Origin of the sequence: Streptomyces hydrogenans, from assembly GCF_014656075.1 — a bacterium.
Classification (GTDB): domain Bacteria; phylum Actinomycetota; class Actinomycetes; order Streptomycetales; family Streptomycetaceae; genus Streptomyces; species Streptomyces hydrogenans.
In genome coordinates, this window is record NZ_BNBS01000039.1 from 17,722 (window position 1) to 42,634 (window position 24,913).

Below are 24,913 nucleotides of genomic sequence, written 5' to 3' on the forward strand. Positions count from 1 at the left end.
ATAGCCCACATGAGTTCCGAGGCAGAGGGCCGATTTCACATGATGGATGTTTCCTCGCTCACTTCCGGACCTCACCCCGCAATGCTCCGGACGGAGGACGGCGTCCGTGTCGAGGCCCTCCACGAGCCCTTCCCCGGCGCCGCCTCCGACACCGCGATCGTCGTCGCGCACGGCTTCACCGGCTCCCTCGACCGGCCCGCCGTCCGGCGCGCCGCCGAGGTCCTCGGCCGGCACGCCGCCGCCGTCGTCACGTTCTCCTTCCGCGGGCACGGCGGCTCCGGCGGCCTCTCCACCCTCGGCGACCGCGAGGTCCTCGACCTCGCCGCCGCCGTCCGCTGGGCCCGTGACCTCGGCCACGCGCGCGTGGCGACGGTCGGCTTCTCCATGGGCGGCTCCGTCGTCCTGCGCCAGGCCGCCCTCGACCGCGCCACGCCCGCCGGACCCGACGCGGTCGCCGCCGTCTCCGCCCCCGCCCGCTGGTACTACCGGGGGACGGCCCCGATGCGCCGGCTCCACTGGATGGTCACCCGCCCCACGGGCCGGCTGGTCGGCCGGTACGGGCTCCGCACCCGCGTCGACGCCCGCCCCTGGGACCCCGTCCCGCTGGCGCCCTTCCAGGCCGTGCCGCTCATCGCCCCCGCCCCGCTGCTCGTCGTCCACGGCGACCGGGACGCCTACTTCCCCCTCGACCACCCGAGGATGCTCGCCGCGGCCGCCCCCGCCGGAGCCCCGGTGGAACTGTGGCTGGAGCGGGGCATGGGCCACGCGGAGAACGCGGCGGGGGAGGAGCTGCTCGACCGGCTCGGCGCCTGGCTCGTCCGCCGATAGCCCATCATGGGGAGCGGCGCGCACACGAACGAAGGGAGCGCCGCTATGGCAGCGGGAACCATCCGCTACTGGGCCGCGGCCAAGGCCGCCGCCGGGGTCGCCGAGGAGCCGTACACCGCCGAGACCCTCGCCGAGGCCCTGGACGCCGCCCGCGCGGACCACCCGGGCGAGCTCGTCCAGGTCCTCCGGCGGTGCTCGTTCCTCGTCGACGGCGACCCGGTCGGCACCCGGAGCCATGAGACCGTACGGCTTGCCGAGGGCGGCACGGTCGAGGTGCTCCCCCCGTTCGCAGGAGGGTGAACCCCACAGCATGAGCAACGACCAGCCGTACGGCGTCCCGCCGCACGACCCGAACGCCTACGACCCCTCGGTCACCCAGACCTGGGAGGGCCAGACCTGGGACACCACGTACCAGCCCGCGATCCGCCCCGAGGACGCCTACGGGCACGCGGCGGCCCAGCAGCAGCCGTACGCGTACGGGCAGGAGCACGGACAGGAGGCGTACCCGCGGGAGGCGTACCCGCAGGCGTACGCCCAGCCGGAGCCGTACCCGCAGGCCTACGCCCAGCCGGAGCCGTACGCGCCCGGCCACGCGCAGCCCCCGCAGCAGTACCCCCAGCAGCAGTACTCCCCGCCGCTGCCCGAGGCCCCCGCGCCCGCGGCGGCCCCCGTGGCCGTTTCCACCCCCGCGCCCGCCGTGGAGGCCGCCGAGGCCGCCGACGGGCCCGCGTACTCCTCGCCGACCACCTCCGGGAACATGCGCGTCACCGACGCCCAGCGCGCGCGGGCCGAGGGCCGGTCGCCGATCATCGAGCCGGGCATGCGGCCCGCCGCGCTCACCGCCCTCCTCGGACTGCTGCTCGCCGGCGGCGCCGCGCTCGGCACGTACGGACTCCTCCTGCCGCTGGTCGCCCTCCAGGGACTGACCGCCGCCGGCTGGTTCCGGCTCAACGGCATGTGGCCCGCCCGGCAGGGCATCGCCCTCGCCTTCCTCGGCGGGCTCGTCGCCGACGCCGCCCTCCTCGCCACCGGCCGCGAGCACGCCGCCCCCGCGATCCTCGGCACCCTCGGCGTCTGGGTCCTGCTCAGCCTGGTCCTCCAGCTGCGCAGCCACGCCGACCCCGACGAGCGGATGTACGGCCTCATGGCCACCATCGCCTCCGCGGCCCTGACCGTCCTCGCCGCCGGGCACCTCGGCGCCGAGCCGGACGCCGTGGTGGCCGGGTCCGTCGCAGTCGCCGCGACCGTCCTCGCCCGCGCGCTCCCGCTGCCCGGCCCCGTCTCGCTCGTCGTCTCGCTGCTCGCCGCCGCCGGCGCGGGCATCGCGGCCGGCACCCTCAGCGGCATGGGCGCCTCCGGGGCGCTCCTGGGCCTCGCCACCGGCGTCTGCGCCCTCGTCGGCCTGCGGGTCGCCAGCTACGACTACCCGTCCCGCTTCGTGCACATGACGGCCGGCGTGGCCCTGCCGCTGACGGCGGCCGCGCCCGCCGTGTACCTTCTCGGCCGCGCCCTGGTCTGAGCGGAGTCCACCCGACCGGGAGCGCCCGGGAACCGTCCGGCCCCCCGACACGTCGATCTTGTGTCGGGGGGCCGGCGCGCGGCACCGGAACACCGAGGAAACGGCGACGGGGGAAGAGACAGCCATGCGAGCACTGCGGATCCTGCTGGTCGTGGCCGTCGTCCTGGGCGGGGTCCTGCTGGGCGCCGACCGGCTCGCCGCCACCTGGGCCGAGTCCGAGGTCGCCGGACGCGCCTCGCTGGCCGGCGGCAGGACCGAGTCCGTCGAGGTCGACATCAAGGGCTTCCCCTTCCTCACCCAGGCCGCCGACAAGCACTTCGACGAGGTCGAGGTGGTCGCCAAGGGCGTCCACACCCAGGCCGGCGGCAAGCCCGTCCGGATCGGCGAACTCACCCTGGAGCTGCGGCAGGTGACCGTCACCGGCGACTGGGACGGCTTCCGGGCCGGGGCGGCGGACGGGACGGCGCTCATCTCGTACGCGGACCTCGTCGCCGCCTCCGAGCGCGCGACCGCCATGGAGTACGGCGGACCCGGCAAGGTGAAGGTGACGGGCAGCGTCACGGTCCTGGGCCGCAAGGTGACCCGTACGGTCGTCTCCTCGGTCACGCTGGTCGACGGCGACACCATCAAGGTCCGCGCCGACGAGGTGCCCGGCGGCGGGATCCCGCTCCTGGAGGACATGATCCGCGAGCGCACCGACTTCGAGCGCCCGCTCGGCCGGGTCGCCGGCATGCGGGTCGTCAAGGTCGAGCCGCGCCCGGAGGGACTGGCCGTGACGGTGACCGGCAAGGACGTCGCCGTCGCGGGCTGACCGGGGCCTCCTCGACCGGGCGGGCACCGGCCCGTACGGTCCGTTCCGAGCGGCCCGTGCGGCCCGCTTCCCCCGGCCCGACCGGGCCGGTTTTCACATGTTGAGACGACCACGTCCGATCCGCAGAAGCGCGGGGCGGGACGGCGGTGGGGCGGGGGCTCCGGACCCGCTCCGACCCCTCTTCGATCTCGCATCTCGGACGATCGCGTCTCACGATACGACACGCCGGTGACACGGTCGCCTGTCCGTCCCTACGATCGACGGCATGAAGCGACAGGCGGAACTCACGAAGCGGCGGGCAGTAGACCTGTGCCGCATCGCCGCCATGCTCTGTCGCTCCGTCTGAGCGGGACGCGCTCCGCGCCCGTATTCCCCGGCCAGTCCGACCCTCGCGGTCGGGGCCGAACCGCGCAGCACCACGCCGTCGGGCGCCTGCCACGACGCGTACCCGCACACGCAGCCCCACCCCGCACCACACCGCCGCACACTGCCCCGGAGGAGAACAGCATGGCTCGCAGCGACGTACTGGTCGACGCCGACTGGGTCGAGGCCAACCTCGACAACCCGGCCGTCGCGATCGTCGAGGTCGACGAGGACACCGCCGCCTACGACAAGAACCACATCAAGAACGCGATCCGGATCGACTGGACCAAGGACCTCCAGGACCCGGTCCGCCGCGACTTCATCGACCAGGAGGGCTTCGAGAAGCTCCTCTCGGCCAAGGGCATCGGCAACGACACCACGGTCGTCCTCTACGGCGGCAACAACAACTGGTTCGCCTCCTACGCCTACTGGTACTTCAAGCTCTACGGCCACCAGGACGTGAAGCTCCTCGACGGCGGCCGCAAGAAGTGGGAGCTCGACTCCCGCGACCTGGTCGACGGCTCCGAGGTCCCGAACCGCCCGGCCACCGCGTACAAGGCCCAGGCCCAGGACGTCTCGATCCGCGCCTTCCGCGACGACGTCGTGGCCGCGATCGGCACCCAGAACCTCGTCGACGTCCGCTCGCCCGACGAGTTCTCCGGCAAGCTGCTCGCCCCCGCCCACCTCCCGCAGGAGCAGTCGCAGCGCCCGGGCCACGTCCCGTCCGCCCGCAACATCCCGTGGTCGAAGAACGCCAACGACGACGGCACCTTCAAGTCGGACGACGACCTCAAGGCCCTCTACGAGGCCGAGCAGGTCGACCTGGCGAAGGACACCGTCGCCTACTGCCGCATCGGCGAGCGCTCCGCGCTGACCTGGTTCGTCCTGCACGAGCTGCTCGAGGTCCCGAACGTCAAGAACTACGACGGCTCCTGGACCGAGTACGGCTCCCTCGTGGGCGTGCCGATCGAGCTCGGCGCCAACAAGTAAGACTCCCCTCGCGACAGGACAGGACGTAACAACATGTGTGGAGCACAGGTCGGCGGCCCCGACGTCAGCACGCTCAAGCCCGGTGAGACGGCCATCCAGGGCCAGGTGACCAAGGACGGCGAGCCCGTCACCGGTTACGTGCGCCTCCTGGACTCCTCCGGCGAGTTCACCGCCGAGGTCCCCACCTCCGCCACCGGCCAGTTCCGCTTCTACGCGGCCACCGGCGAGTGGACCCTCCGGGCCCTCGTCCCCGGCGCCCAGGCCGACCGCAAGGTCGTCGTCACCGAGACGGGCAGCCTGACGGACGTCGCCATCGCGGTCTGATCCGCACGCGCCCCTCGCACCGCTCGGCGCCGGGGGCGCCTCCCGGGCTTCGCGACGCCGCGCCGGCCTCCGACCGGCGGAGCCGGTGCGGCGCGAAGCTCCACCTACTGGCCGAAGGGCCGCGCATTCTGGGGGTTGGACGCCTTCGCGCGGCCCTTCGTGCCGTTTCCGGTCCGATGATTCGGCCGGCCGTGTGACCTTCGCGCGCCCGGCTCGTTGAGATGTTCGACGGGCGGGTGATCGGGGGTGGGGGCGTGGCCGAGCGTTCCGCGTCCGGACTGCGCGTCCTCGCACCTCCGCGGGTGGCCGTTCCGACCGGCGCGCTCACCGTGCGGACCAGGCTGCGGCTGTCGGACCGCGACGCCGTGATCCTTCGTGAGCTGGCGGAGTGGCTTTCCCGGCTCGCTGCCCGCGATCTGGCCGAGCGGGTGACTCTGGGGGCCCGTCACACCGCCGCGGACTTCGCCCGCCGCAAGCGCGAGCTGACGGCCCTCGCCTCCTCCCGGTGGGCGGGCACGATCACCCGTGGTTCGAACGACCAGTGGCAGCTGGCACGCCGTGCGCAGACGGCCCACCTCGAGCGACTCACCGCCGAGATCGCGACGATCGAACGGCGGCTCGCCGCGCCGGTCGGCGGACGCGACGAAGCCACACGTACCAAGGGCTACCCGACGCGGCGCGTGCGCGCGGCCAAACAGCAGCGACTCCAGAGCCTCCGGGCGCGAGCGGCCAGGGTCGCCTCGGACGCCGCGGCGGGGCGGGTGCACGTGGTCCGGGGAGGCAAGGACCTCCTGCGCGGCCGGCTGCGTCCGGACAGCGCGGGGCGGTCACTGGAGGAGTGGCGGGACCGCTGGTGGGAGGCGCGGAACCGGATCGAGGCGGACGGCGAGGCTGGAAAGACGTACGGGAACCAGTCCCTGAGGGTCGGTCCCCGGGGAGACGTGCTGGTCAAGCTGCCGGCCGCGCTCGCGGAGCGCCACCGGGAGCACTGTGACCGCTTCGGCCGCTACACCTTGGACGCCCGCTGCCGATTCGCCTACCGGGCCGAGGAGTGGCGTGCTCAGGTGGAGGCGCACCGGGCGGTCGGCTACACGGTCCGGTTCTCCGGAGGCCGGTGCCATCTGGTCGCCTCGTTCACCCCGGCGGAAGCCGGTCCGCGCGCGGGTCCGGGCGATGAGGCGCTGATGGCGGCGGCGCTGACCGGTGGCGTGCTGGGGATCGACCAGAACGCGGACCATCTCGCCGTCTGGCGTCTGGACACCCACGGCAACCCGGTGGGGCGGCCCGGCCGGATCGACGCCGACTACCGGGGGCCGGCATCCCGGCGCGACGCCCAGGTGAGACACCTGTGCGCCGAACTCATCAGGGAGGCACGGAGATTCGGCGTGACGGCCCTGGTCGTCGAGGACCTGGGGTTCGACACCGGCAGGGAGCGGTGCGGGTGGGCGGGGCGGTCGGGTCGGCGCTTCCGTTCCTCGGTGGCGGGCATTCCCACCGCGCGTTTCGTGTCCAGGCTGGTGGCCATGGCCCCCCGGGCCGGGTTGGCGGTCGTCGTGGTGGATCCCGCGTACACGAGCCGGTGGGGTGCGCAGCACTGGCTGCGGAGCACGAGCACGACCCGCAGGAAGACGTCCCGGCACGAGGCTTCGGCCGTCGTGATCGGGAGGCGCGGCCAGGGACTGGGCGCGCGGCGCAGGGCAGAGAAGTCCGTACCCCGCGGGAAGACGGAAGAGGCCGGACGGTCGCACCGTGAGGTGCGTCGTCGCCGGGCCGGTACGGAGACCCATCGCCCGGCCGCGCACGACAGCGGACCCGGATTCCTCCGCGCGCCGACGACCGCCGACCGTCCCGAGGACGGCGCACGGGATGCGCCGCGCCGACGGACGCCGACAGCGGTCCAGGCGGCCCAGGACCGTTCGGGGCAGCTCGCCGGGGGCACGCGTGTCCCGGCGCCGAGGGACGGTTGGACGCCACTCCAGGGCTTCACATGACCGCTCGCGGTCGTACGCTGGAGGTGTGTACGCGCGGCGTCGGCACGTCTACTTCTGGATGATGGGTGCCTGCCTGGTGCTTTTCGTGGGCGCCTGGGCGGTCGTGCGGCTGTTCTCCATGCCGGTGGCCATCGGGATGTGCGTGGTGGCCATGGTGATCCCGCCGGTCGCCGCGATGGTCGCGAACCGGCGGGGGCCCGAGGACCGGTGGTGGGACGATCCCTCGGGCGATCCGCAGTCGGACGAGTGGTGGGACGAGCTCGACGGCAAGAAGCGCAGGCCGCGGGAGTAGTCCGGACGGGTCAGTAGACGAGCGCCTGGGTGTCGTCGGCGAGGGCTTCCTGCACGAAGACCTGCGCGCCGGCGATGCGGACGCCCTTCAGGACGTCCTGCTCGGTGATCTCGCGGCGGGCGGCGCACTGGGTGCAGAGGGTGATGCTGCCGGCCGCCAGGATCGAGTCGATCAGGTCGGGCAGCGGGGCCGCGTGCGGGAGGTCGAACTCGGCGGCGCGGCCCGGCAGGGCGAACCACGCGGACTCGCCGGTCAGCCACAGCGAGACCTCGACGCCGCTCGCGACGGCGACGGCGGCCACGGTGAAGGCCTGGGAGCAGCGTTCCGGGGCGTCGGCCCCGGCGGTCACCTTGATCACGAGCTTCTTCGCCATATACCGAACTGTAATGCGATGCCGTGCAACTTCATGCACGCCTCACGGGTCAGGTGGATACGCGGATCGCGGAATCCGTCCTTCTAGTCTCGTGGGGGGACTCCTTTGGAAGCCTCGGAAGCGGTGGAAACCGCCCAGAACACCCCGGCGCCCGCGCCGGATCCCGTCCCGGATCCGCCCGTGCGGTCGGTTCCCGGCCGGGGCCGGCGGCTGGCGCGCACGGCCGGTCTGATCGCCGTGGCCGCCGTCATCGGCCTCGTGGGCGGCACCGCCGTCGGGTACGGCATCCAGGCCGAGCGGGAGCCGACGCCGCTCCCGCCGCTCAACCAGCCGGGGCTCGCGTACCCGGCGAAGCCGCTGCCGAAGGGGCAGAAGATCACGCCCCTGGCGGCCTCCGAGGACCGTCAGGCCAAGGCCCGGGGCGACCTGCGGAAGCTGCTGGTGCCGAAGCCCGCCGGCGCGAAGGAGGACCGGTACGCGGACAACGTCGACGGCTGGATGTCGGCGGCCGCGTTCGCCTCGGACTTCGACCACCCGGGCCGGGCGCTCGGCTACCAGCTGGACATCGACCTGCGCCGGGTCGCCGCGACCTCCTGGGCCTCGGGCGAGCACCGCCGCACCGAGGTCCGGCTCGTGCAGTACCGCGCGGGCACCGAGCTCGGCGCGCGGGACCACACCCTGGACCAGCAGGACTACATGCCCGAGGAGGACTACGCCCGGAGCGACGGCGTGGCCCTCAAGGGTTCCACCAACGGCCGCTACTACGTCTTCCCCGTGGAGCGGAAGTCCGGATACCTGGACTCCTACCAGGCCCGGGCCTACTTCTACCGGGGCGACATCGCGGTCGAGATCTTCGTCTTCGACACGAAGAAGATCTCCGAGAAGGACATCCGTTCGCTGGCCGAGCGACAGCTGGGGCGCCTGTGAGTGAGGACCGGAACGACGTGACCGAACTGGCGGAGCCGACCCCGGCGGAGCCGGCCGCGAAGAAGCGGGGCCTCGGGCGGGTGCTGCTGCGGGTCGTGCTGCCCTCCGTGCTCGTCCTCGGACTGATCGGCGGCGGTGTCACCTACACCGTGCTCACCGTCGACTCCGCCGACCGCGCCGCGCCCACGGAGGTCTGGGGCCCGACGGAGAAGACCGCGCGGGACCGGGACCCGGCCGCCGACCTGACGCGCGGCAAGACCGGGACGCCGCTGAGCCGGCTGCTGCTGCCGCTGCCGGACGGGTACGAGTTCGGCCCCGACCAGGAGCTGTACGGGAACGACGGCGAGCTCGGCGCCGCCGAGGCGACCGCGCTGATGAAGCAGGCGGGCGAGGGGCTCTCCGGGAAGAAGCGCCGCGCCTTCGAGAAGGAGATCGACAAGCTCGGGCTCCAGGGCGTCGGGGTCCGCTCCTTCGCCGACCCGGACAACGGCCTGGAGGTCTCCTTCACGGTCACGAGCATGAAGGACAAGAAGCAGGTCCGGAGCAGCTACCGGCTGCGCAAGGAGGTCCTGGAGTTCCTGGAGTTCCCGAAGGGGCCCAAGGTCCAGGGCCACAAGGACGCCGTCTGCCACATGACGCCCCAGGACGAGGAGCTGGACAAGAAGCAGCGGGCCGAGGAACTGGACCGGATGATCTGCCTCGCGTACGACTCCGAGGTCCTCGTCACCATGACGGCGTCGGGCGCCAAGCCGTTCGACAAGGCGCGCGTGGCGAAGCTGCTGACGCGGCAGCTCGACCACATCGCATCCCCGGGGGAGTACGTATGACCGAGCAGGCGCTGACCGAGACCGAGGCCGGGACCACGGCGGAGATCAAGGCCGAGGCCGGGGCCACGGCGGGGGCCGGGGCCGACACCGAGGCCGCGGCCGCGGCCGAGGTCGGGAGCCCGGTGCCCGCGCAGGCCGGACCGCCCGTGGACGTGGACGCCCCCTCCGTCCCCGTCCCCGCGGCCGATCCCGCACGCGCCACCGAGTCCGTCGCCGATCCCGTCCCCGCCCCCAAGAAGTCCCGGCGGGTGCTCCGGGGCATCGTGCGGTGGACCGCCGCCGTGCTCGTCTGCGGCGGGGTCGGGGCCGGGGCGGCCATGGGGATCACCGCCATGGAGCGGACCGACGTGCCGGGGCTCGCCACCGAGTCCGACGGGCGCTGGGAGTACCCGGAGCTCGCGCTCCCGGCGCTGCCCGAGGGCGTCCAGCGGCCGTTCACCGACGGCAACGAGGCCGAGATCCACCACACCGACGTGCGGAAGCTGCTGCTTCCCGCGCCGGCCGGGGCGACCGTCGACCCGAAGCTGAAGGGCGGCTGGGCGGGTGTCGACTCCTACCTGGCGGAGCTGGTCGAGCAGGACCGGGGCGAGGTGAAGGCGTACCTGGCCGACTCGGCGCTCCGGCACGTCGCCGCGCGCGGCTGGACCACGCCGGACGGCACCAGCACCCGGATCCACCTGCTGCGGTTCTCGTCGGTGGCCTTCGCGGAGGACTTCAAGGACGAGATGGCCCGCCGGCTCGTCCGGAGCGACTGGCTGCCCGCCGGCGTCGAGACGCAGGAGGCCGACGCGGGCACCATCCAGGACGTGGAGGTGCCGTACGTCGCGGTCTACGCGTACAAGGAGGCGGAGCCGTACGGCCCGCGGCAGACCCGGTGGTCCCTGATCCAGGCCGGTGACACCTTCGCGGTGGTCACCCAGACGCGGAAGGGCGGCACGCTGACCGTGCCGTTCCAGCAGACCGTGGCGCTCCAGGCGCAGCTGCTGGGCTGACGGCCGCGTCCGTACCGGTGCTTGATCGCCGGCGAGACCCACCTCACCGAGTGGGCCGGGCCCCCGCCCACTAAGCTGGGGTCCGGCCCGTTCCGCCTTCACCCTCAGCCGAGGAGCACCCCGTGATCGTTTTCTTCGAGACCCTGCTGGTCCTGGTCGCCGTCGGCGTGCTCGCCTTCGCCGGTCTGACCGTGAAGAAGCTGTACCAGGGCCAGCGCTGACCTTCCGGTTCCCCCTCCTTCACCGATCCCCCTTCACAGATCGTCTGAGTCGCTCATGATCCAGATCCCGTCCGACCTCAACCCGGACCTCGTCCCGCTCGCGTTCCTCCTCGGGACCTGGGAGGGCGCCGGCGTGTCCGACTTCCCCGGTGCCGAGAAGTGCAACTTCGGCCAGTCCGTGACCTTCAGCCACGACGGCCGGGACTTCCTGGAGTACCACTCGCACTCCTGGGTCCTCGACAACGAGGGGAACAAGGTCCGTCCGCTGGAGAGCGAGAGCGGCTTCTGGCGGATCGACAAGGACCGCAAGGTCGAGGTCGTCATGGTCCGCGACGACGGCGTCGTGGAGGTCTGGTACGGCGAGCTGGCCGACCAGAAGCCGCAGATCGACCTGGCGACCGACGCCGTGGCCCGCACCGCGGCCTCCGGCCCGTACAGCGGCGGCAAGCGGCTCTACGGCTACGTGAAGAGCGACCTCATGTGGGTCGGCGAGAAGGCGACCCCCGAGGTCCCGCTCCGCCCCTACATGTCGGCGCACCTGAAGAAGGTCGTCACCCCGGAAGAGGTCGCCGAGATGGCCCGGAACCTCCCGGACATGCCGGACGACGGCATCGCCTTCTTCAAGTAGGACCGCCGGTGACCCGCCGCGCCCTCCTACACTGGGGGGCGTGGTGAGCACCGACTGGAAGAGTGACCTGCGGCAGCGGGGCTATCGGCTGACGCCGCAGCGGCAGCTTGTGCTGGAGGCGGTGGACGTGCTGGAGCACGCCACGCCGGACGACATCCTCGTCGAGGTGCGGAAGACCGCCTCCGGGGTGAACATCTCCACCGTGTACCGGACCCTGGAGCTCCTGGAGGAGCTCGGGCTCGTCAGTCACGCGCATCTGGGCCACGGGGCCCCGACCTATCACCTGGCGGACCGGCACCACCATCTGCACCTGGTGTGCCGGGACTGCTCGGAGGTGATCGAGGCGGACGTGGAGGTGGCCGCCGAGTTCACCGGGAAGCTGCGCGAGACCTTCGGGTTCGACACGGACATGAAGCACTTCGCGATCTTCGGCCGGTGTGCCGACTGCTCCCGCAAGGCCGCGGACGCGGAGTCGTAGGCTTTTCCCATGCAGCGACATTCACCGCACAGCCCCCTGCTGTCCCTGGCCGGCGCCGTTCCGGCCGAAGGTCGTGACGAAGGCGTCGCCGCCCACTACGGCGACCTCTTCCGCGAGCAGCGCGCCCTCGCCGACGGTTCCGGTTTCGTCGACCTCTCGCACCGCGGGGTCGTCGCGGTCACCGGTGACGACCGGCTGAGCTGGCTGCACCTGCTGCTCACCCAGCACGTCAGCGACCTGCCCGTCGGTCAGGCCACCGAGGCGCTGATCCTCTCCGCGAACGGGCACATCGAGCACGCGCTCTCGCTCGTCGACGACGGCGAGACGGTGTGGGCGCACGTCGAGCCGGGGACGCAGGGCGAGCTGATCGCCTACCTGGAGTCGATGAAGTTCTTCTACCGGGTCGAGGTCGCCGACCGGACGGACGAGTTCGCCGTCGTGCACCTGCCGGCCGGGTCGACCGCCGAGGCGCCGGAGGGCACGGTCGTACGGGAGACGGCGTACGGCCGTGACCTGTTCCTGCCGCGCGCCGGGCTCGACTCCTTCGCCGCCGCGCACGGTCCGGCCGCCGGCGTCCTCGCGTACGAGGCGCTGCGCGTGGAGGGGCACCGGCCGCGGCTGGGCTTCGAGACGGACCACCGGACGATCCCGCACGAGGTCGGGCTGATCGGTACCGCCGTGCACCTCCAGAAGGGCTGCTACCGGGGGCAGGAGACGGTCGCGCGGGTGCAGAACCTGGGCAAGCCGCCGCGCCGGCTGGTCTTCCTGCACCTGGACGGCAGCGAGGTCACGCTGCCCGCGCACGGCACGCCGCTGCGGCTGGCCGCGGACGGGCCGGACGGGCGTCAGCTCGGGTTCGTGACCACGGCGGTGCGGCACCACGAGCTGGGGCCGATCGCCCTGGCCCTGGTGAAGCGGAACGTGCCGGTGGACGCGCCGCTGGTGGCGGGCACGACGGCCGCCGCGCAGGAGACGGTCGTCGAGCCGTAGGACGCGGGCCCCCCGGGGCTCAGACGTCCAGCAGGACCGTGAACGGGCCGTGGTTCGTGAGGCTGACGCGCATGTCGGCCCCGAAGCGGCCCGTCTCCACGTGGGCGCCGAGCCCGCGCAGCTGGGCGACGACCTCGTCGACGAGGGGTTCGGCGACGGGGCCGGGGGCGGCGGCGTTCCAGGTGGGCCGGCGGCCCTTGCGGGCGTCGCCGTACAGCGTGAACTGGGAGATCACCAGGAGCGGGGCGTTCACGTCGGAGCAGGAGCGTTCCTCCTCCAGCACCCGGACGGACCAGAGCTTTCTGGCCATTCGGGCCGCCTTCTCCGGGGTGTCGTCGTGGGTGACGCCCACCAGCACGCACAGCCCCTCGCCGGTGATCTCGCCGACCGTCTCCCCTGCGACGACGACCTTCGCGCCGTCCACCCTCTGCACCACAGCTCGCATGGGTCCCAACCTACCGATCGGGGATTTCTGGGGGCCGAACGGGTGCAGAGCGCCTGCACGCCCGTGTGCCGGGGTGGCACCATGCCAGGAGGCGGTGCGGCTCCGCACCGGTCGAGGGGACGATTCTCATGAGTGCATTCAGCACCGGGCCGACGCCGTCCGGCCCCGTACCGCTGATCCGGTCCGCCGGCGCGGTGCCCGGCGGGCAGGTCGCGCTGGCGCCCGTGCAGCGGACCGCCGAGCCGGGGCCGTCCGGCCGCCCGGGGCACGAGCTCGGCGGGCTGCGCCTCGCGGAGCTGCGGGCGCTGCGCCGGGACGCGCAGAGCGACGAGGCGGATCTCAGCTATGTGCGGCGGATGCTCCAGGGCCGGATCGACATCCTGCGGGCCGAGCTGGCGCGCCGGACCGATCCGGAGGCGCCGGTGCTCGACCGGCTCTCCGAGATCCTGGCGGACGTGCCGTCGCGGCACCGCACCTCGGCCCGGCACGTGACGCTGTCGACGCCGCGCGGCGAGGAGTACCGGCGGCTCGCCGCCGAGATGCTGTCGGAGGTGGAGCTGTCGGACCTGACGGCCCGCACCGACGAGGAGCTGCACACCGCGATGGGGCGGCTCGCGGGTTACGAGCAGCAGATCTCGCGGCGCCGCCAGTCCCTCCAGCGGACGGCCGACGACTGCGGGGCGGAGATCGCCCGCCGCTACCGCGAGGGCGAGGCGCAGGTCGACGACCTGCTGGCCTGACCGCCCGGAGGCGCCCGGAAAACCGGTGGCGGACCGGTGGGGCGTGCGTAGGGTCGGGGGATGGCTGTCGAACTGCGCGCGGTGACCGAGTCCGAGTTCCCCGACTGGCTGCGGGCCCTGCGGACGGGGTTCCTGAACGAGCCGGTGGTGCCGGACGCGATGGTCGCCGACCGGCTGGCGCACGTCGACCTCGACCGGACGCTGGGCGCCGTGGAGGGCGGCCGGGTGGTCGCCACCTTCCGGTCCTTCCGGCAGGAGCTGAGCACCGTCGGTGGCGGCGGCCTCGTCGCGGACGCGGTCACGCAGGTGACGGTCGCGCCGACGCACAAGCGGCGCGGGCTGCTGAGCCGGCTGATGGCCATGGACCTGGCCGCCGCCCGGGAGCGGGGTGACGCGGTCGCGACGCTGATCGCCGCCGAGTACCCGATCTACGGCCGGTTCGGCTTCGGTCCGGCGAGCTGGAGCACCGAGTGGAGCGTGGACCTGCGGCGGGCCGGTCTCGACCCGCGGCGTGGCGGCGCCCCGGAGGACGGCGGCCGGATCGACCTGACGGACGCCGAGGAGATCCGCCGGATCGGGCCGGGGCTGCACCGGCGGCTCGCGGGGCTGCGGGCGGGCGTGACCGACCGGTCGCCGCGGGGCTGGGACGTGGGCACGGGCCTCGGCCACCAGCTGGAGCCGTGGAGGGAGCCGTACTACGCGGTCTACCGCTCCGTGTCGGGCGAGGCCGAGGGGTTCGTGGCGTACGGCTGCGACGACCGGTGGAACGACGCCAAGCAGCCGGAGAACACGCTGACGGTGCGGGACCTGATCGCGGTGACGCCGGCCGCCGAGCACGCGCTGTGGCGGTACGTCTGCTCGGTCGACTGGGTGACGACCGTCCGGACCGGGCACCGGGCGCCGGACGATCCGCTGCCGATGCTGCTGTCGGACCCGCGCGCGGCGCGGACGGTGAGCCACGCGGACATGGTGTGGCTGCGGATCCTCGACGTGGTGCGGGTGCTGGAGGAGCGGACGTACCCGGTGGCGGACGGGCTGGTCCTCGACGTCCGGGACGGGGACGGGTTCGCGTCCGGGCGGTACCTCCTGGACGCCTCCCCGAAGGGCGCGTCGTGCGCCCCGACGACGGCCCCGGCGGAGCTGGTGCTCGACGTGGCCGAGCTGGCGCGGTTGGTCCTCGGTGACGGGTCCGCGGTCCGGCTGGCGCTGCTGGGCCGGATCGAGGAGGTGGTGCCGGGCGCGGCGGCCCGGGCCGACCTGCTCTTCCGCACCTCGCTGCGGCCCTTCTCGCCGGACATCTTCTGACCCTCCGGCCGGTCAGCGGGTGCGGAGGCGGAAGAGGGCGCCGGAGACGGTGACGGCGAGGGCCAGCAGGCCGCCGCACCAGGCGAGCGCGGTCCAGGGGGCCGAGCCGACGGGCTGGTCGAGGAGCAGGCCGCGGATGGACTCGATGAGCGGGGTGACGGGCTGGTTCTCGGCGAAGCCGTGCAGCCAGCCGGGCATGGTGTCGATGGGCACGAAGGCGCTGCTCGGGTAGGGCAGGAACATCATGAGGAAGGTGACCGTGTTGGCCGCCTCGGGGGTGCGGGCGATGAGTCCGGCCGCCGCTGACAGCCAGGACACGGCCGTGATGTAGGCGAGCAGCAGGCCGATCGCGGCGAGCCAGCCGGCGGGGGTGGCGGAGGGGCGGAAGCCGATGAGGAAGGCGACGCCGAAGACCAGCGTGGTGGCCAGCAGGTTGCGGGCGACGGTGGCGACGACGTGTCCGGTGAGGAAGGGGACGGCGCCGACGTCGAGGGTGCGGAGCCGGTCGACGGTGCCGCCGCGCATGTCCTCGCTGACGGAGACGGCGGTGCCGGCGGCGCCGAAGCCGGCGCACAGGACGATGACGCCGGGGACGACGTAGGTGACGTAGCGGGTGTCGCCGGTGTCGATGGCCCCGCCGAAGAAGTAGACGAAGACCAGCATCAGCATCACGGGCATCACCAGCGCGCTGATGACGGCGTCGGGGTTGCGCCGGCCGAGGAGGACGCCGCGTCCGACGAGGGCGGTGGCGGCGGCGAGGGGGCGCGCGGTCGCTTCAGACATGGCTCGGCTCCTTCGTGGTGCTGGTCAGGTGGAGGAAGACGTCGTCGAGGGTGGCGCTGTGCAGGGCGAAGCGCTCGATGTCGGCGTGGTCCGGGTCGAGCGCGTCGAGCAGGGCGCGGACGTGGGCGGCGGTGCCGTCGGTGGGGACGCCGAGGGTGAGGGTGGCGGGGGTGTGGACGGTGGCGTGCGGGCTGAGGCGGAGGTACGCGTCCCGGTCGCGGGCGACGAGGTCGAGGCGGTGGCCCGCGTAACGGTTCTTCAGTTCTTCGGGGGTGCCTTCGGCGAGGGTGCGGCCGGCGCCGAGGACGGCGATGCGGTGGGCGAGCCGGTCGGCCTCCTCCAGGTACTGGGTGGTGAGGAAGACGGTGGTGCCGTGGCCGGCGAGCTCGCGCACGACGTCCCAGAGTTCGTTGCGGCTGCGCGGGTCGAGGCCGGTGGTGGGTTCGTCGAGGAAGACGATCCGGGTGGTGCCGGGGTCGCGGACGAGCCCGGCGGCGAGGTCGAGGCGGCGGCGCATGCCTCCGGAGTACGTCTTCGCCTGCCGGTCGCGGGCCTCGGTGAGCCGGAAGCGTTCGAGGAGTTCGTCGGCGCGGCGGGCGGCGGCCCCGCGGGAGAGGCCGGAGAGGCGGGCGGTGAGGCGGAGGTTCTCGGCGCCGGTCAGGGTCTCGTCGACGGCCGCGTACTGGCCGGTGAGGCTGATCGCGCGGCGGACCGCGCGCCGCTCGGCGACGACGTCGTGGCCGGCCACCCGGGCCTGTCCGGCGTCGGGCGCGGTGAGGGTGGTGAGGACGCGGACGGTGGTGGTCTTGCCGGCGCCGTTGGGCCCGAGGAGGGCGAAGACGGTGCCGGTCTCGACGCGGAGGTCGAGGGCGTCGAGGACGCGGACGGAGCCGTAGGTCTTGGTGAGTCCGGCGGTCTCGATGGCGGGAGGCATGGGTGTCCCCTTCTGCTGCGCTCGGCGGCGTACTGCGTATGCCCTACGCGTTACTGTGTAAGGGTTACGCATTACTAGGATGGGCGTCAAGCGAGCGAGCTCAGGAGGCGACGCGCATGGCGGGCGAGAAGGACGGAAAGGCGTCCCGGGGCGAGGGCGGCGCGTTTCTGCCGGCCTCCATCGAGGCCGCCTGGGGGTTGCGCGAGCGCCCCACCAAGGGGCCGAAGCCCGGGCTGAGCCTGGACCGGATCGTCGGCGCGGCGGTGGACCTCGCCTCGGCGGAGGGGCTGGCCGCCGTCTCGATGGGGCGGGTCGCCAAGGAGCTGGGCGTCTCCACGATGTCCCTCTACCGCTACGTCTCCGCCAAGGACGAGCTGTACGTGCTCATGCAGGAGGCGGCGACCGGCGCCCCGCCCGAGCTCTTCGGCCCCGACATCGGCTGGCGCGAGGGCCTGGAGCGCTGGGCCTGGGCCATCCGGGAGGTCTACCTGCGGCACATGTGGCTGCTGCGGGTCCCCGTCTCGGGCCCGCCCGCCACGCCGAACTCGGTGGCCTGGTGGGAGCAGGCGCTGGTCCCCCTCGGCGGCACCGGGCTCGACGAGGGGGAGAAGCTGGGCGTGGTGCTGCTGCTGGGCGGCTTCGTGAAGAACGACGCCCTGATGGCCGTCGAGCTGGGCGAGGCGATGGCGGGCAGCGAGGACGCCCCCGAGGAGGCCATGCGGCGGTACAGCGGGACCCTGCGGCGGCTCGTCGACCCCGCCGTGTACCCGCAGGTGGCGCGGGTGATCGAGTCCGGCGTCCTGGACCGGGCCGACGACCCCGACGACGAGTTCCGCTTCGGCCTGGCCCGGATCCTGGACGGCGTCGCGGCCCTCGTGGAGGGCCGCGACGCCTGAGCGGAACCGCCGTCAGGCGGCGGTGACGGCCTCGGGTTCGGCGGGCCGGGGGGCCTGCGGGGCTTCCGGGGTCTGCGGGGTGCGCGGGGCCTCCGGGGTCTTCGGGGCCTGCGGCCGGGCCGGGGTCTTGGCGCGGAGCACGGTCGCCGCGACCGCGAGGGCGGCGCGCAGCAGCCCCGTGCCGACGGCGAAGGCGAGCCGGTAGCCGCCGGTCAGGGCCTCGGCCGCACCGGCGCCCGCCGCGCCGAGCGCCTCGGTGCGGGCGGCGGCCAGGGTGGTGAGGACGGCGACGCCGAGCGCCATGCCGATCTGCTGCGTGGTGTTGAAGAGCCCGGAGGCCAGGCCCGCGTCGGCCTCGTCGGCGCCCGACATGCCGAGCGAGGTGAGGGCCGGCAGCGCCAGGCCGAAGCCGGCCGCGAGCAGCATCACCGGGAGCAGGTCGACGGCGTACGAGGCGTGCACGGGCAGCCGGGTCAGCAGGCCCAGCACGCCGACCAGCAGCCCGAGGCCGGTGAGCAGCACCGCGCGCTCGCCGAAGCGGGTGACGAGGCGGGCCGAGACGCCGAGCGAGACGGCGCCGATGACCAGCGCGGCGGGCAGCATGGCGAGACCGGTCGCGGTGGCGCCGTATCCCTGGACCTTCTGGAGGTAGAGGGCGACCAGGACCTGGAAGGAGAACAGGGCGGCGACCATGAGGAGCTGGACGAGGTTGGCGCCCGCGACCGCGCGGGAGCGCAGGATCCGCAGCGGCATCAGGGGCGTCGCGGCCCGGCGCTGGCGGACCAGGAAGCCGGCGAGCAGGGCGAGGGCGAGCGCGCCGAGGCCGAGGGTGTGCGCGGAGGCGGCGCCGTGCTCCTCGATCCGCACGACCGCGTAGATGCCGGTCATCAGGCCGGCGGTGACCAGCAGCGCGCCGAGCGCGTCGGCTCCGGCGCGCAGGCCGAGGCCCCGGTCGGCGGGGAGGACGCGGGCGGCGAGGGCGATCGCGGCGGCCCCGATGGGCAGGTTGATGAAGAAGATCCAGTTCCAGGAGAGGGCGTCGGTGAGGAGCCCGCCGAGGACCTGGCCGACGGAGGCGCCGGCGGCGCCGGTGAAGCTGAACACGGCGATGGCGCGGGCGCGTTCGCGCGGTTCGGTGAAGAGCGTGACGAGGATGCCGAGGCTGACCGCGGAGGACATCGCGCTGCCGGCGCCCTGGAGGAAGCGGGCGGCGATCAGGACGGCGGGGGAGCCGGCGACGGCGGCGAGGAGCGAGGCGGCGGTGAAGACGGCGGTCCCGGCGAGGAACATCCGCTTGCGCCCGATCAGGTCGCCGAGCCGGCCGGCGAGCAGGAGGAGCGAGCCGAACGCGATCAGGTAGGCGTTGACGACCCAGCTCAGCCCCGCGGGGGTGAAGCCGAGGTCGGCCTGGATCGCGGGCATGGCGACGGTGACGATGCTGCCGTCGAGGACGGTCATGAGCATGGCGCTGGCGAGCACGGTGAGCGCGAGGGAGCGGGTCTGGGCGTGCATGGGGATCTCTCCTGTCCGTGGAGGCGACAGGAGAGACGTTAGCAGAAGGTTTTGTTGCAGACTATTTTTTACGGAACTTGATCGGGAGGTGAGAGGGAGGGAAGGGTGTCGCTCAGTTCTTCTGGCGGGCCCGGCGGGCGGTCGCGGGCCCCTCGACGGGCGTCCTCAGGTGCTCCTCGGCCAGCCGCCCCAGCGCCCGGACCAGCACCTCCCGCTCGTCCTCCGGGAGCGAGCCGAGGGCGCCCGCGTGGACGCCGTCCACGATCCGCCGGCTCTCCGCGGCGACCCGCGCGCCGGCCTCGGTGACCGCGATGATCCGGGCCCGCCGGTCCGTGCTCGACGGACGCCGCTCGGCCAGCCCGGCCTTCTCCAGGGCGTCGACGGTGACGACCATCGTCGTCTTGTCCATGTCGCCGATCTCGGCGAGCTGCGCCTGGGTCCGCTCCTCCTCCAGGGCGTGGACGAGGACGCAGTGCATCCGGGCGGTGAGCCCGATCTCCGCCAGCTCCGCCGCCATGCGGGTGCGCAGGACGTGACTGGTGTGGTCGAGGAGGTAGGAGAGATCGGGCTCGCTGCGGCGGGGCGTCATGGCGGTCATGCCGCCAGGGTAGCCAGAAAGGATCCGTTCCGGACGGTCCGGAAGCGGAGGGGTTACGCCTGGGCGATCCGGATCATGTTGCCCGAGGGATCGCGGAAGGCGCAGTCCCGGACGCCGTACGGCTGGTCCATCGGCTCCTGGAGCACGTCCGCGCCGGCCGCCCGGACCTGCTCGAAGGCGGCGTCGACGTCGGCGGTGCGGAGGTTGACCCCGCGCAGCAGGCCCTTCGAGAGGAGCTCGGCGACGGCCTTGCGGTCCTCCTCGGAGGCGCCCGGGTCGGCCAGCGGCGGTTCGAGGACGAGCTCGACGTCCGGCTGGGCGGGCGACCCGAGGGTCACCCAGCGCATGCCCTCGTAGCCCACGTCCTTGCGGACCTCGAAGCCGAGCGCGTCGCGGTAGAAGCCGAGCGAGGCCTCGTGGTCGTCGGTGGCGATGAAGCACTGGTGCAGGTTGATGTCCATGGCCTCCACGCTAGGGAGCCGTGTCGAGCGGCGCTTCTCCGTTCCTGACCGGCCGCGAGGCCACCTTGGCGACGCAGGCGGGCAGGGCCGCGTCGGCCCCGTGCTCACGGGCCCGGTAGGCGCTCGGCGTCTCGCCGACCAGCTGGGTGAAACGCGAGCTGAACGAGCCCAGCGACGTACACCCCACCTCCATGCAGACGTCCGTCACCGACAGGTCCCCGCGCCGCAGCAGCGCCTTGGCCCGCTCGATCCGGCGGGTCATGAGGTAGCCGTACGGCGTCTCCCCGAAGGCGCTGCGGAAGCTCCGCGCAAAGTGCCCGGTCGACATCAGCGCCGTCCGCGCCAGCGCCGCCACGTCCAGCGGCTGCGCGTACTCCCGGTCCATCCGGTCCCGCGCCCTGCGCAGGCGCCGGAGGTCTTCGAGCGGTATGCGGGTGTCACGCGTCACACGGCCACCGTACCGGGCCGCGCCGTCCCGGCCGTCCTACCTGAGAACCAGACGGAAGATGGCTCCGTGGCGGGAGGCCGGCCGGAGGGTCCGCCGCCTAGCATCCGACACCGGAGGGGTGCCCGGAGGAAGCGCCGCGCGCGCCCGGATCCGGGACACCCGGCCGCGCCGGCCGTCCCGCGCGAGCGCGGCGACAGCCGCGGAACCGGGCCCTCCACGACCGGCGGGGAGCCGACTCTCATGAACGATCTGGACGATACTGATCCCGTGGACGGGGTCGGCGGAGGGACGGTGCGCCGGGCCCTGGACGCCGTACGGACGGACCTGTTCCGGTCGGCCCCGCAGCCCATGCCGCCCATGACGGGGCCGCGGCCGCTGCGGTGGCTGCCGCATCTCGCGGTCACCGCGGTGGCGCTGTTCGCGGCGGTCTCCGGCACCGAGGACATCCCGATGAGAGCCCTCGGGGCGGCCCACGCGGCGCTGCTCGTGGCGGCGCTGCGGTGGCCGCTGCCGGCCTGGTGGCTGTCGCTGGTGATGCTGCCGGTCTTCGCGCTCCACGCGCCTTTCGGCCCGTACACGGGATGGGCGTGGGCCGTGCACGCCGGAGTGCTGTTCCTGGTCGCGTTGCGCAACCGGCCGCGGGTGATGGCCGAGACCGTGCTGCTGAGCACCGCCCTGCTCCTCGGGCTGCAGTGGGCGGGCGGCGGACTGTGGCCCTGGCGGTTCCTCCTGATCACGCCGGCGGAGTTCGCGGTCGTCGTCGGCGCCGCGCTCGGGGTGCGCAGGACCCGGGAGGTCCGCGCCCGGCTCGCGGAGCAGGAGTCGGCCCTCGTGCGGGAGCGGGCGCACCGCACCGTCCTGGAGGAACGCGCCCGCATCGCCCGCGAGCTGCACGACGTGGTCGCCCACCACATGTCCGTCATCTCCATCCAGGCGGACGCCGCGCCGTACCGCGTCGCGGATCCGCCCCCGGAACTGGTCGCGGCGCTGGCCGACATCCGTGCGGGCGCCCTGGAGGGACTGACCGAACTGCGCCGCCTCCTCGGGGTGCTGCGTTCCGAGGAACGCCCCGGCGGCAGCGCCCCCGAGGCCCCGCAGCCCACCCTGGACCGGCTCGGCGACCTGCTCGCCGGCGTGCGCAGGGCCGGGCTCGACGTGACGGAGGTGACCTCCGGGACCCGCCGGCCGCTGCCCGGAGGCGTGGAGCTGTCGGCTTACCGGATCGTGCAGGAGGCGCTCAGCAACACGCTGCGGCACGCTCCCGGCGCCCCGGTCCGGGTCGAACTCGCCTACCGCCCCGCGGCTCTTCACCTGCGGATCCTCAACGGCCCCGGGCAGCGGGCCGCCCCGCCCTCGCCGGGAGCCGGACACGGTGTCCTGGGCATGCGGGAACGTGCCGCGATGCTCGGCGGCGAGCTCTCCGCGGCGCCCCTCCCCGACGGCGGGTACGAGGTGACGGCCCTGCTGCCGGTGTCCGCCGCCCGGGCCCCGCAGGCCGTCGAGCCCGCCCGGACAGACAAGGAACAGACCGCATGACGATCCGAGTGATGATCGCCGACGACCAGGCGATGGTCCGTGAGGCCTTCTCGGTGCTTCTCGGAGCCCAGCCCGGCATCGAGGTGATCACGACCGCCGTGGACGGTCTGGAAGCCGTGGCCAAGGCCGAGGAGTTGCGCCCCGACGTGACCGTCATGGACATCCGGATGCCCGGACTGGACGGCATCGAGGCCACCCGCCGGATCACCCGGCAGCCCGGCCTGCCCACCAAGATCCTGGTCCTGACCACCTTCGACCTCGACGAGTACGTGTACGAGGCCCTGCGCGCCGGAGCCAGTGGCTTCCTCCTCAAGGACGCCTCGGGGGTCCAGCTGGCCGAAGCCGTGCGCACCGTGGCCGCCGGCGAGGCCCTGTTGTCCCCGGAGATCACCAAGCGGCTCATCGCCGAGTTCTCCCGGCTGAGCCCCTCGGCGAAGCCACCCACCCGGGAACGGGTCGACGGGCTCACCCGCCGCGAGACCGAGGTGCTGACGCTCGTCGCCCAGGGGCTGTCCAACGCGGAGATCGCCGGCGAACTCGTCGTCGCCGAGCAGACCGTCAAGACCCACATGGGCAGCATCCTGCAGAAACTCCAGCTGCGGGATCGCACCCAGGCGGCCGTCCTCGCCTACGAGACGGGGCTGGTCACCCCCGGCCGCACCCATCTGTGACCTCGCCGCGCGGGGCGGTCGACGGCGTTTCTCCCGTCCCCCTACCTGAGAGCCATGTCCGGGAACGGCTCCGCGGGGTGAGGCCGACGAGGGCGTCCGGTTCCTAGCTTTTCCTGTGGGAGCCGCTCCTCGCCGCCGTACTCGGGGCGCGGGGACCTGGCGGCTCGCGACACGTCACGCGGGCGGCGGAGCACCGTCCCGCGCACCCGTACAGGAGCACCGTCATGACCACCCACGGAAACCCTGCCGCGCCGATCGGCCGGCCGGTCCGGATCCTGCGGGGCGTCTCCGCCGCCCTGGCCTCGTTCCTCGCGTTCCTGGTCCTCGCCCTCGTCGTGGGCGCGTACTTTCCGGCCCTGCCCAAGGCGGGAGTGATCGGACCGGTTCTCACCGGGCAGTACCCCTTCCACATAGCTCTGATCTCGCTGGTGGCAGCCGCCCTCGCCGCGCTGTCCCGGCGCGCCGGCCTGGTGCGCTGGGGCCGCGCGGTCACCGTCGTCACGACGCTGTGCACGCTGGGAGCGCTGGTCGTCGGAGGCGTCCAGCTCGGGGCCGCGCGCGACGCCGGAGCGGACGTCTCCTTCGGGGAGGTGTTCACCGAGCTCACCTACCCGGCGGCGACCCCGGACGTGACCGAGACGTACGCGAGCCCCGGGGGTGAGCCGCTGCGGGTGGACGCGTACCTGCCCGCGCGAGCCCCCGGCCGGAAGGTTCCGGCCGTCGTGCTCGCCCACGCAGGCGGTTTCCACACCTTCGACAAGAGCGACCTGCGCGGCACCGGCCGCTGGCTCGCGGACCACGGCGTCGCCGTCTTCGCCGTCGACTACCGGCTGGCGGGCCCCGACCGCCCCACCTGGGACAAGGCCCCTCAGGACCTCGTCTCCGCCCTGGACTGGGTGCGGAGGAACGCCGGCGCGTACGGCGTCGACGGCTCGCGGGTCTCGCTCGGCGGCATGTCGGCGGGCGGCACCCTGGCGATGAACGCCGCTTACCGCCTCCAGAACGGCTCCATCAAGGCCCTCGACGGCACCACCCCGAAGCCTCCGGCCGCCGTGGTCGGCTTCTATCCCGGCACCGACGTCGCGCGGATGTGGAAGGACGACGTGGCCGGAACCCGCGAGGCGGCGGAGATGTTCACCGGCGGCACGCCCGAGCAGTACCCGGACCGCTACCGCGAGGTGTCGCCCGCCTCCGCCGTCCGCCCCGGCCTGCCCCGCACCCTGCTCGTGGTCGGCGACCGCGACCGCAGCGCCCGCCCCGAGACCGTCACGGCCCTCGGCGACGCGCTGGCGGAGCAGGGCGTCGACACCGAGGTCAGGGAGCTGCCCTTCGCCGAGCACGCCTTCGACGACGCCTACGGCAGCCTCACCTCCCAGACCAGCCGCCGGATCCTGCTCGACTTCCTCACCGAGGACGCGCGCTGGCCCGAGCCCGGACCCGTGGCACGCGTGACGGGCCGTCCGGGCGCCGCCACGCCGGGAACACTATTGCAAGCATCTGCTTGCAATAGTTAGCAAGCGGTGGCAGGGTACGCAGCATGGCAACGCTCAACGTCGGCAATCTCGGCAGCCTCGGCGACTACCTGCGCGAGCAGCGGCGCACCGCGCAGCTCTCGCTGCGGCAGCTCGCCGACGCCGCCGGGGTGTCGAACCCGTACCTGAGCCAGATCGAGCGCGGGCTGCGCAAGCCCAGCGCCGAGGTGCTCCAGCAGGTCGCCAAGGCCCTGCGGATCTCGGCCGAGACGCTCTACGTGCGGGCCGGGATCCTCGACGAGAAGGACCTGGAGGAGCTGGAGACGCGGGCCGTCCTCCTGGCCGACCCCTCGATCAACGAGCGGCAGAAGCAGGTGCTGCTCCAGATCTACGACTCCTTCCGCAAGGAGAACGCCGCGGAGGCCGCCGCGGAGGCCTCCGCGCGGACCGCGGCGGAGCCGGGAGCCTCCGCCTAGGACGCCGACCAGCACCCGAGCCGGCACCGACACGTCAGTACGCCAGCACGCACGTCAGTTTGTGACTCACCGGGAGGACCAC

The 24,913-nt window shown here is 73.5% G+C and carries 29 protein-coding genes; 21 read left to right on the top strand and 8 right to left on the bottom strand.

Annotated elements, in window-relative coordinates:
* The first annotated feature begins 9 nt into the window (after nucleotides 1-9).
* From IE321_RS18200 to IE321_RS18235, 8 genes are all read left to right on the top strand, one after another.
* Nucleotides 10-828, top strand: coding sequence for an alpha/beta hydrolase family protein (locus IE321_RS18200; protein WP_079022399.1), 819 nt, complete (start codon nucleotides 10-12; stop codon nucleotides 826-828).
* A gap of 45 nt (nucleotides 829-873) precedes the next feature.
* On the top strand, nucleotides 874-1,128 hold the full coding sequence (locus IE321_RS18205; RefSeq protein WP_043229722.1) for a MoaD/ThiS family protein: 255 nt from the start codon (nucleotides 874-876) through the stop codon (nucleotides 1,126-1,128).
* Between the two features lie 10 nt (nucleotides 1,129-1,138).
* On the top strand, nucleotides 1,139-2,347 hold the full coding sequence (locus tag IE321_RS18210; RefSeq protein ID WP_190223703.1) for a hypothetical protein: 1,209 nt from the start codon (nucleotides 1,139-1,141) through the stop codon (nucleotides 2,345-2,347).
* A 124-nt stretch (nucleotides 2,348-2,471) separates the two neighbouring features.
* A complete protein-coding gene (locus IE321_RS18215) occupies nucleotides 2,472-3,158 on the top strand; it encodes an LmeA family phospholipid-binding protein (protein ID WP_190223704.1) in 687 nt (228 codons plus the stop codon).
* 507 nt (nucleotides 3,159-3,665) lie between these two features.
* A complete protein-coding gene (locus IE321_RS18220) occupies nucleotides 3,666-4,511 on the top strand; it encodes a sulfurtransferase (RefSeq protein ID WP_043226223.1) in 846 nt (281 codons plus the stop codon).
* A gap of 33 nt (nucleotides 4,512-4,544) precedes the next feature.
* On the top strand, nucleotides 4,545-4,835 hold the full coding sequence (locus IE321_RS18225) for a DUF1416 domain-containing protein (protein ID WP_043226222.1): 291 nt from the start codon (nucleotides 4,545-4,547) through the stop codon (nucleotides 4,833-4,835).
* A 254-nt stretch (nucleotides 4,836-5,089) separates the two neighbouring features.
* Nucleotides 5,090-6,826, top strand: a complete 1,737-nt coding sequence (locus IE321_RS18230; protein WP_190223705.1) for a transposase — start codon at nucleotides 5,090-5,092, stop codon at nucleotides 6,824-6,826.
* A 25-nt stretch (nucleotides 6,827-6,851) separates the two neighbouring features.
* The gene (locus IE321_RS18235) at nucleotides 6,852-7,118 is read left to right on the top strand and encodes a DUF3099 domain-containing protein (RefSeq protein ID WP_043226221.1); all 267 of its coding nucleotides are present in this window, start codon (nucleotides 6,852-6,854) and stop codon (nucleotides 7,116-7,118) included.
* A 10-nt stretch (nucleotides 7,119-7,128) separates the two neighbouring features.
* Here IE321_RS18235 and IE321_RS18240 read toward each other — a convergent pair whose 3' ends face one another.
* Nucleotides 7,129-7,491, bottom strand: coding sequence for a DsrE family protein (locus tag IE321_RS18240; protein WP_043226220.1), 363 nt, complete (start codon nucleotides 7,489-7,491; stop codon nucleotides 7,129-7,131).
* Between the two features lie 180 nt (nucleotides 7,492-7,671).
* On the opposite strand from IE321_RS18240, the gene IE321_RS18245 reads away from it, so the two are divergent.
* The 6 genes from IE321_RS18245 to ygfZ all read left to right on the top strand — a co-directional run bounded on the left by IE321_RS18245 (nucleotide 7,672) and on the right by ygfZ (nucleotide 12,554).
* Complete coding sequence (locus IE321_RS18245; RefSeq protein ID WP_190223706.1) at nucleotides 7,672-8,418, top strand: hypothetical protein; 747 nt, start codon at nucleotides 7,672-7,674, stop codon at nucleotides 8,416-8,418.
* Nucleotides 8,419-8,435: 17 nt separating this feature from the next.
* Complete coding sequence (locus IE321_RS18250; RefSeq protein ID WP_226652046.1) at nucleotides 8,436-9,245, top strand: hypothetical protein; 810 nt, start codon at nucleotides 8,436-8,438, stop codon at nucleotides 9,243-9,245.
* Complete coding sequence (locus IE321_RS18255) at nucleotides 9,242-10,237, top strand: hypothetical protein (RefSeq protein WP_226652045.1); 996 nt, start codon at nucleotides 9,242-9,244, stop codon at nucleotides 10,235-10,237. The genes IE321_RS18250 and IE321_RS18255 overlap by 4 nt, the downstream gene beginning before the upstream one ends.
* 276 nt (nucleotides 10,238-10,513) lie before the next feature.
* Entirely contained in the window at nucleotides 10,514-11,086 is a 573-nt protein-coding gene (locus IE321_RS18260) for a heme-binding beta-barrel domain-containing protein (protein WP_043226217.1), read from the top strand.
* Between the two features lie 40 nt (nucleotides 11,087-11,126).
* Nucleotides 11,127-11,564 (top strand): Fur family transcriptional regulator, encoded by a 438-nt coding sequence (locus IE321_RS18265; protein ID WP_043226216.1) that lies wholly within the window; start codon nucleotides 11,127-11,129, stop codon nucleotides 11,562-11,564.
* A 9-nt stretch (nucleotides 11,565-11,573) separates the two neighbouring features.
* Nucleotides 11,574-12,554, top strand: a complete 981-nt coding sequence (gene ygfZ, locus IE321_RS18270; protein ID WP_043226215.1) for a CAF17-like 4Fe-4S cluster assembly/insertion protein YgfZ — start codon at nucleotides 11,574-11,576, stop codon at nucleotides 12,552-12,554.
* Between the two features lie 19 nt (nucleotides 12,555-12,573).
* Here the strand turns inward: ygfZ and dtd are convergent, their stop codons facing one another.
* The gene (gene dtd, locus IE321_RS18275; protein ID WP_043226214.1) at nucleotides 12,574-12,999 is read right to left on the bottom strand and encodes a D-aminoacyl-tRNA deacylase; all 426 of its coding nucleotides are present in this window, start codon (nucleotides 12,997-12,999) and stop codon (nucleotides 12,574-12,576) included.
* Nucleotides 13,000-13,127: 128 nt separating this feature from the next.
* Between dtd and IE321_RS18280 the strand changes: the two genes are divergently transcribed.
* Both IE321_RS18280 and IE321_RS18285 read left to right on the top strand, forming a co-directional pair.
* On the top strand, nucleotides 13,128-13,739 hold the full coding sequence (locus tag IE321_RS18280) for an RsiG family protein (RefSeq protein ID WP_190223707.1): 612 nt from the start codon (nucleotides 13,128-13,130) through the stop codon (nucleotides 13,737-13,739).
* Between the two features lie 60 nt (nucleotides 13,740-13,799).
* Nucleotides 13,800-15,044: a GNAT family N-acetyltransferase gene (locus IE321_RS18285; RefSeq protein WP_190223708.1), complete on the top strand. Its 1,245-nt coding sequence runs from the start codon at nucleotides 13,800-13,802 to the stop codon at nucleotides 15,042-15,044.
* A 12-nt stretch (nucleotides 15,045-15,056) separates the two neighbouring features.
* Here the strand turns inward: IE321_RS18285 and IE321_RS18290 are convergent, their stop codons facing one another.
* Nucleotides 15,057-15,827 (bottom strand): ABC transporter permease, encoded by a 771-nt coding sequence (locus IE321_RS18290; protein ID WP_190223709.1) that lies wholly within the window; start codon nucleotides 15,825-15,827, stop codon nucleotides 15,057-15,059.
* Nucleotides 15,820-16,761, bottom strand: a complete 942-nt coding sequence (locus IE321_RS18295; RefSeq protein ID WP_190223710.1) for an ATP-binding cassette domain-containing protein — start codon at nucleotides 16,759-16,761, stop codon at nucleotides 15,820-15,822. Before IE321_RS18295 ends, IE321_RS18290 begins: the two co-directional genes overlap by 8 nt.
* A 116-nt stretch (nucleotides 16,762-16,877) precedes the next feature.
* Here IE321_RS18295 and IE321_RS18300 point away from each other — a divergent pair, with 116 nt between their 5' ends.
* The gene (locus IE321_RS18300) at nucleotides 16,878-17,657 is read left to right on the top strand and encodes a TetR/AcrR family transcriptional regulator (protein WP_226652044.1); all 780 of its coding nucleotides are present in this window, start codon (nucleotides 16,878-16,880) and stop codon (nucleotides 17,655-17,657) included.
* Nucleotides 17,658-17,669: 12 nt separating this feature from the next.
* Here IE321_RS18300 and IE321_RS18305 read toward each other — a convergent pair whose 3' ends face one another.
* From IE321_RS18305 to IE321_RS18320, 4 genes are all read right to left on the bottom strand, one after another.
* On the bottom strand, nucleotides 17,670-19,169 hold the full coding sequence (locus IE321_RS18305; protein ID WP_190223711.1) for an MFS transporter: 1,500 nt from the start codon (nucleotides 19,167-19,169) through the stop codon (nucleotides 17,670-17,672).
* A gap of 112 nt (nucleotides 19,170-19,281) precedes the next feature.
* Nucleotides 19,282-19,767 carry a MarR family winged helix-turn-helix transcriptional regulator gene (locus IE321_RS18310; RefSeq protein WP_190223712.1) on the bottom strand — a complete coding sequence of 162 codons (486 nt, stop codon included), beginning with the start codon at nucleotides 19,765-19,767 and terminating at the stop codon, nucleotides 19,282-19,284.
* Nucleotides 19,768-19,820: 53 nt separating this feature from the next.
* Complete coding sequence (locus IE321_RS18315) at nucleotides 19,821-20,228, bottom strand: VOC family protein (protein ID WP_190223713.1); 408 nt, start codon at nucleotides 20,226-20,228, stop codon at nucleotides 19,821-19,823.
* Between the two features lie 10 nt (nucleotides 20,229-20,238).
* Nucleotides 20,239-20,658, bottom strand: a complete 420-nt coding sequence (locus IE321_RS18320; RefSeq protein ID WP_043226239.1) for a helix-turn-helix transcriptional regulator — start codon at nucleotides 20,656-20,658, stop codon at nucleotides 20,239-20,241.
* A gap of 258 nt (nucleotides 20,659-20,916) precedes the next feature.
* Here IE321_RS18320 and IE321_RS18325 point away from each other — a divergent pair, with 258 nt between their 5' ends.
* From IE321_RS18325 to IE321_RS18340, 4 genes are all read left to right on the top strand, one after another.
* A complete protein-coding gene (locus tag IE321_RS18325; protein WP_190223714.1) occupies nucleotides 20,917-22,212 on the top strand; it encodes a sensor histidine kinase in 1,296 nt (431 codons plus the stop codon).
* Nucleotides 22,209-22,883, top strand: a complete 675-nt coding sequence (locus IE321_RS18330) for a response regulator (protein ID WP_190223715.1) — start codon at nucleotides 22,209-22,211, stop codon at nucleotides 22,881-22,883. The genes IE321_RS18325 and IE321_RS18330 overlap by 4 nt, the downstream gene beginning before the upstream one ends.
* Before the next feature lie 224 nt (nucleotides 22,884-23,107).
* Complete coding sequence (locus tag IE321_RS18335; RefSeq protein WP_190223716.1) at nucleotides 23,108-24,397, top strand: alpha/beta hydrolase; 1,290 nt, start codon at nucleotides 23,108-23,110, stop codon at nucleotides 24,395-24,397.
* 23 nt (nucleotides 24,398-24,420) lie between these two features.
* The gene (locus tag IE321_RS18340) at nucleotides 24,421-24,831 is read left to right on the top strand and encodes a helix-turn-helix domain-containing protein (RefSeq protein ID WP_190223717.1); all 411 of its coding nucleotides are present in this window, start codon (nucleotides 24,421-24,423) and stop codon (nucleotides 24,829-24,831) included.
* Nucleotides 24,832-24,913: the final 82 nt, after the last annotated feature.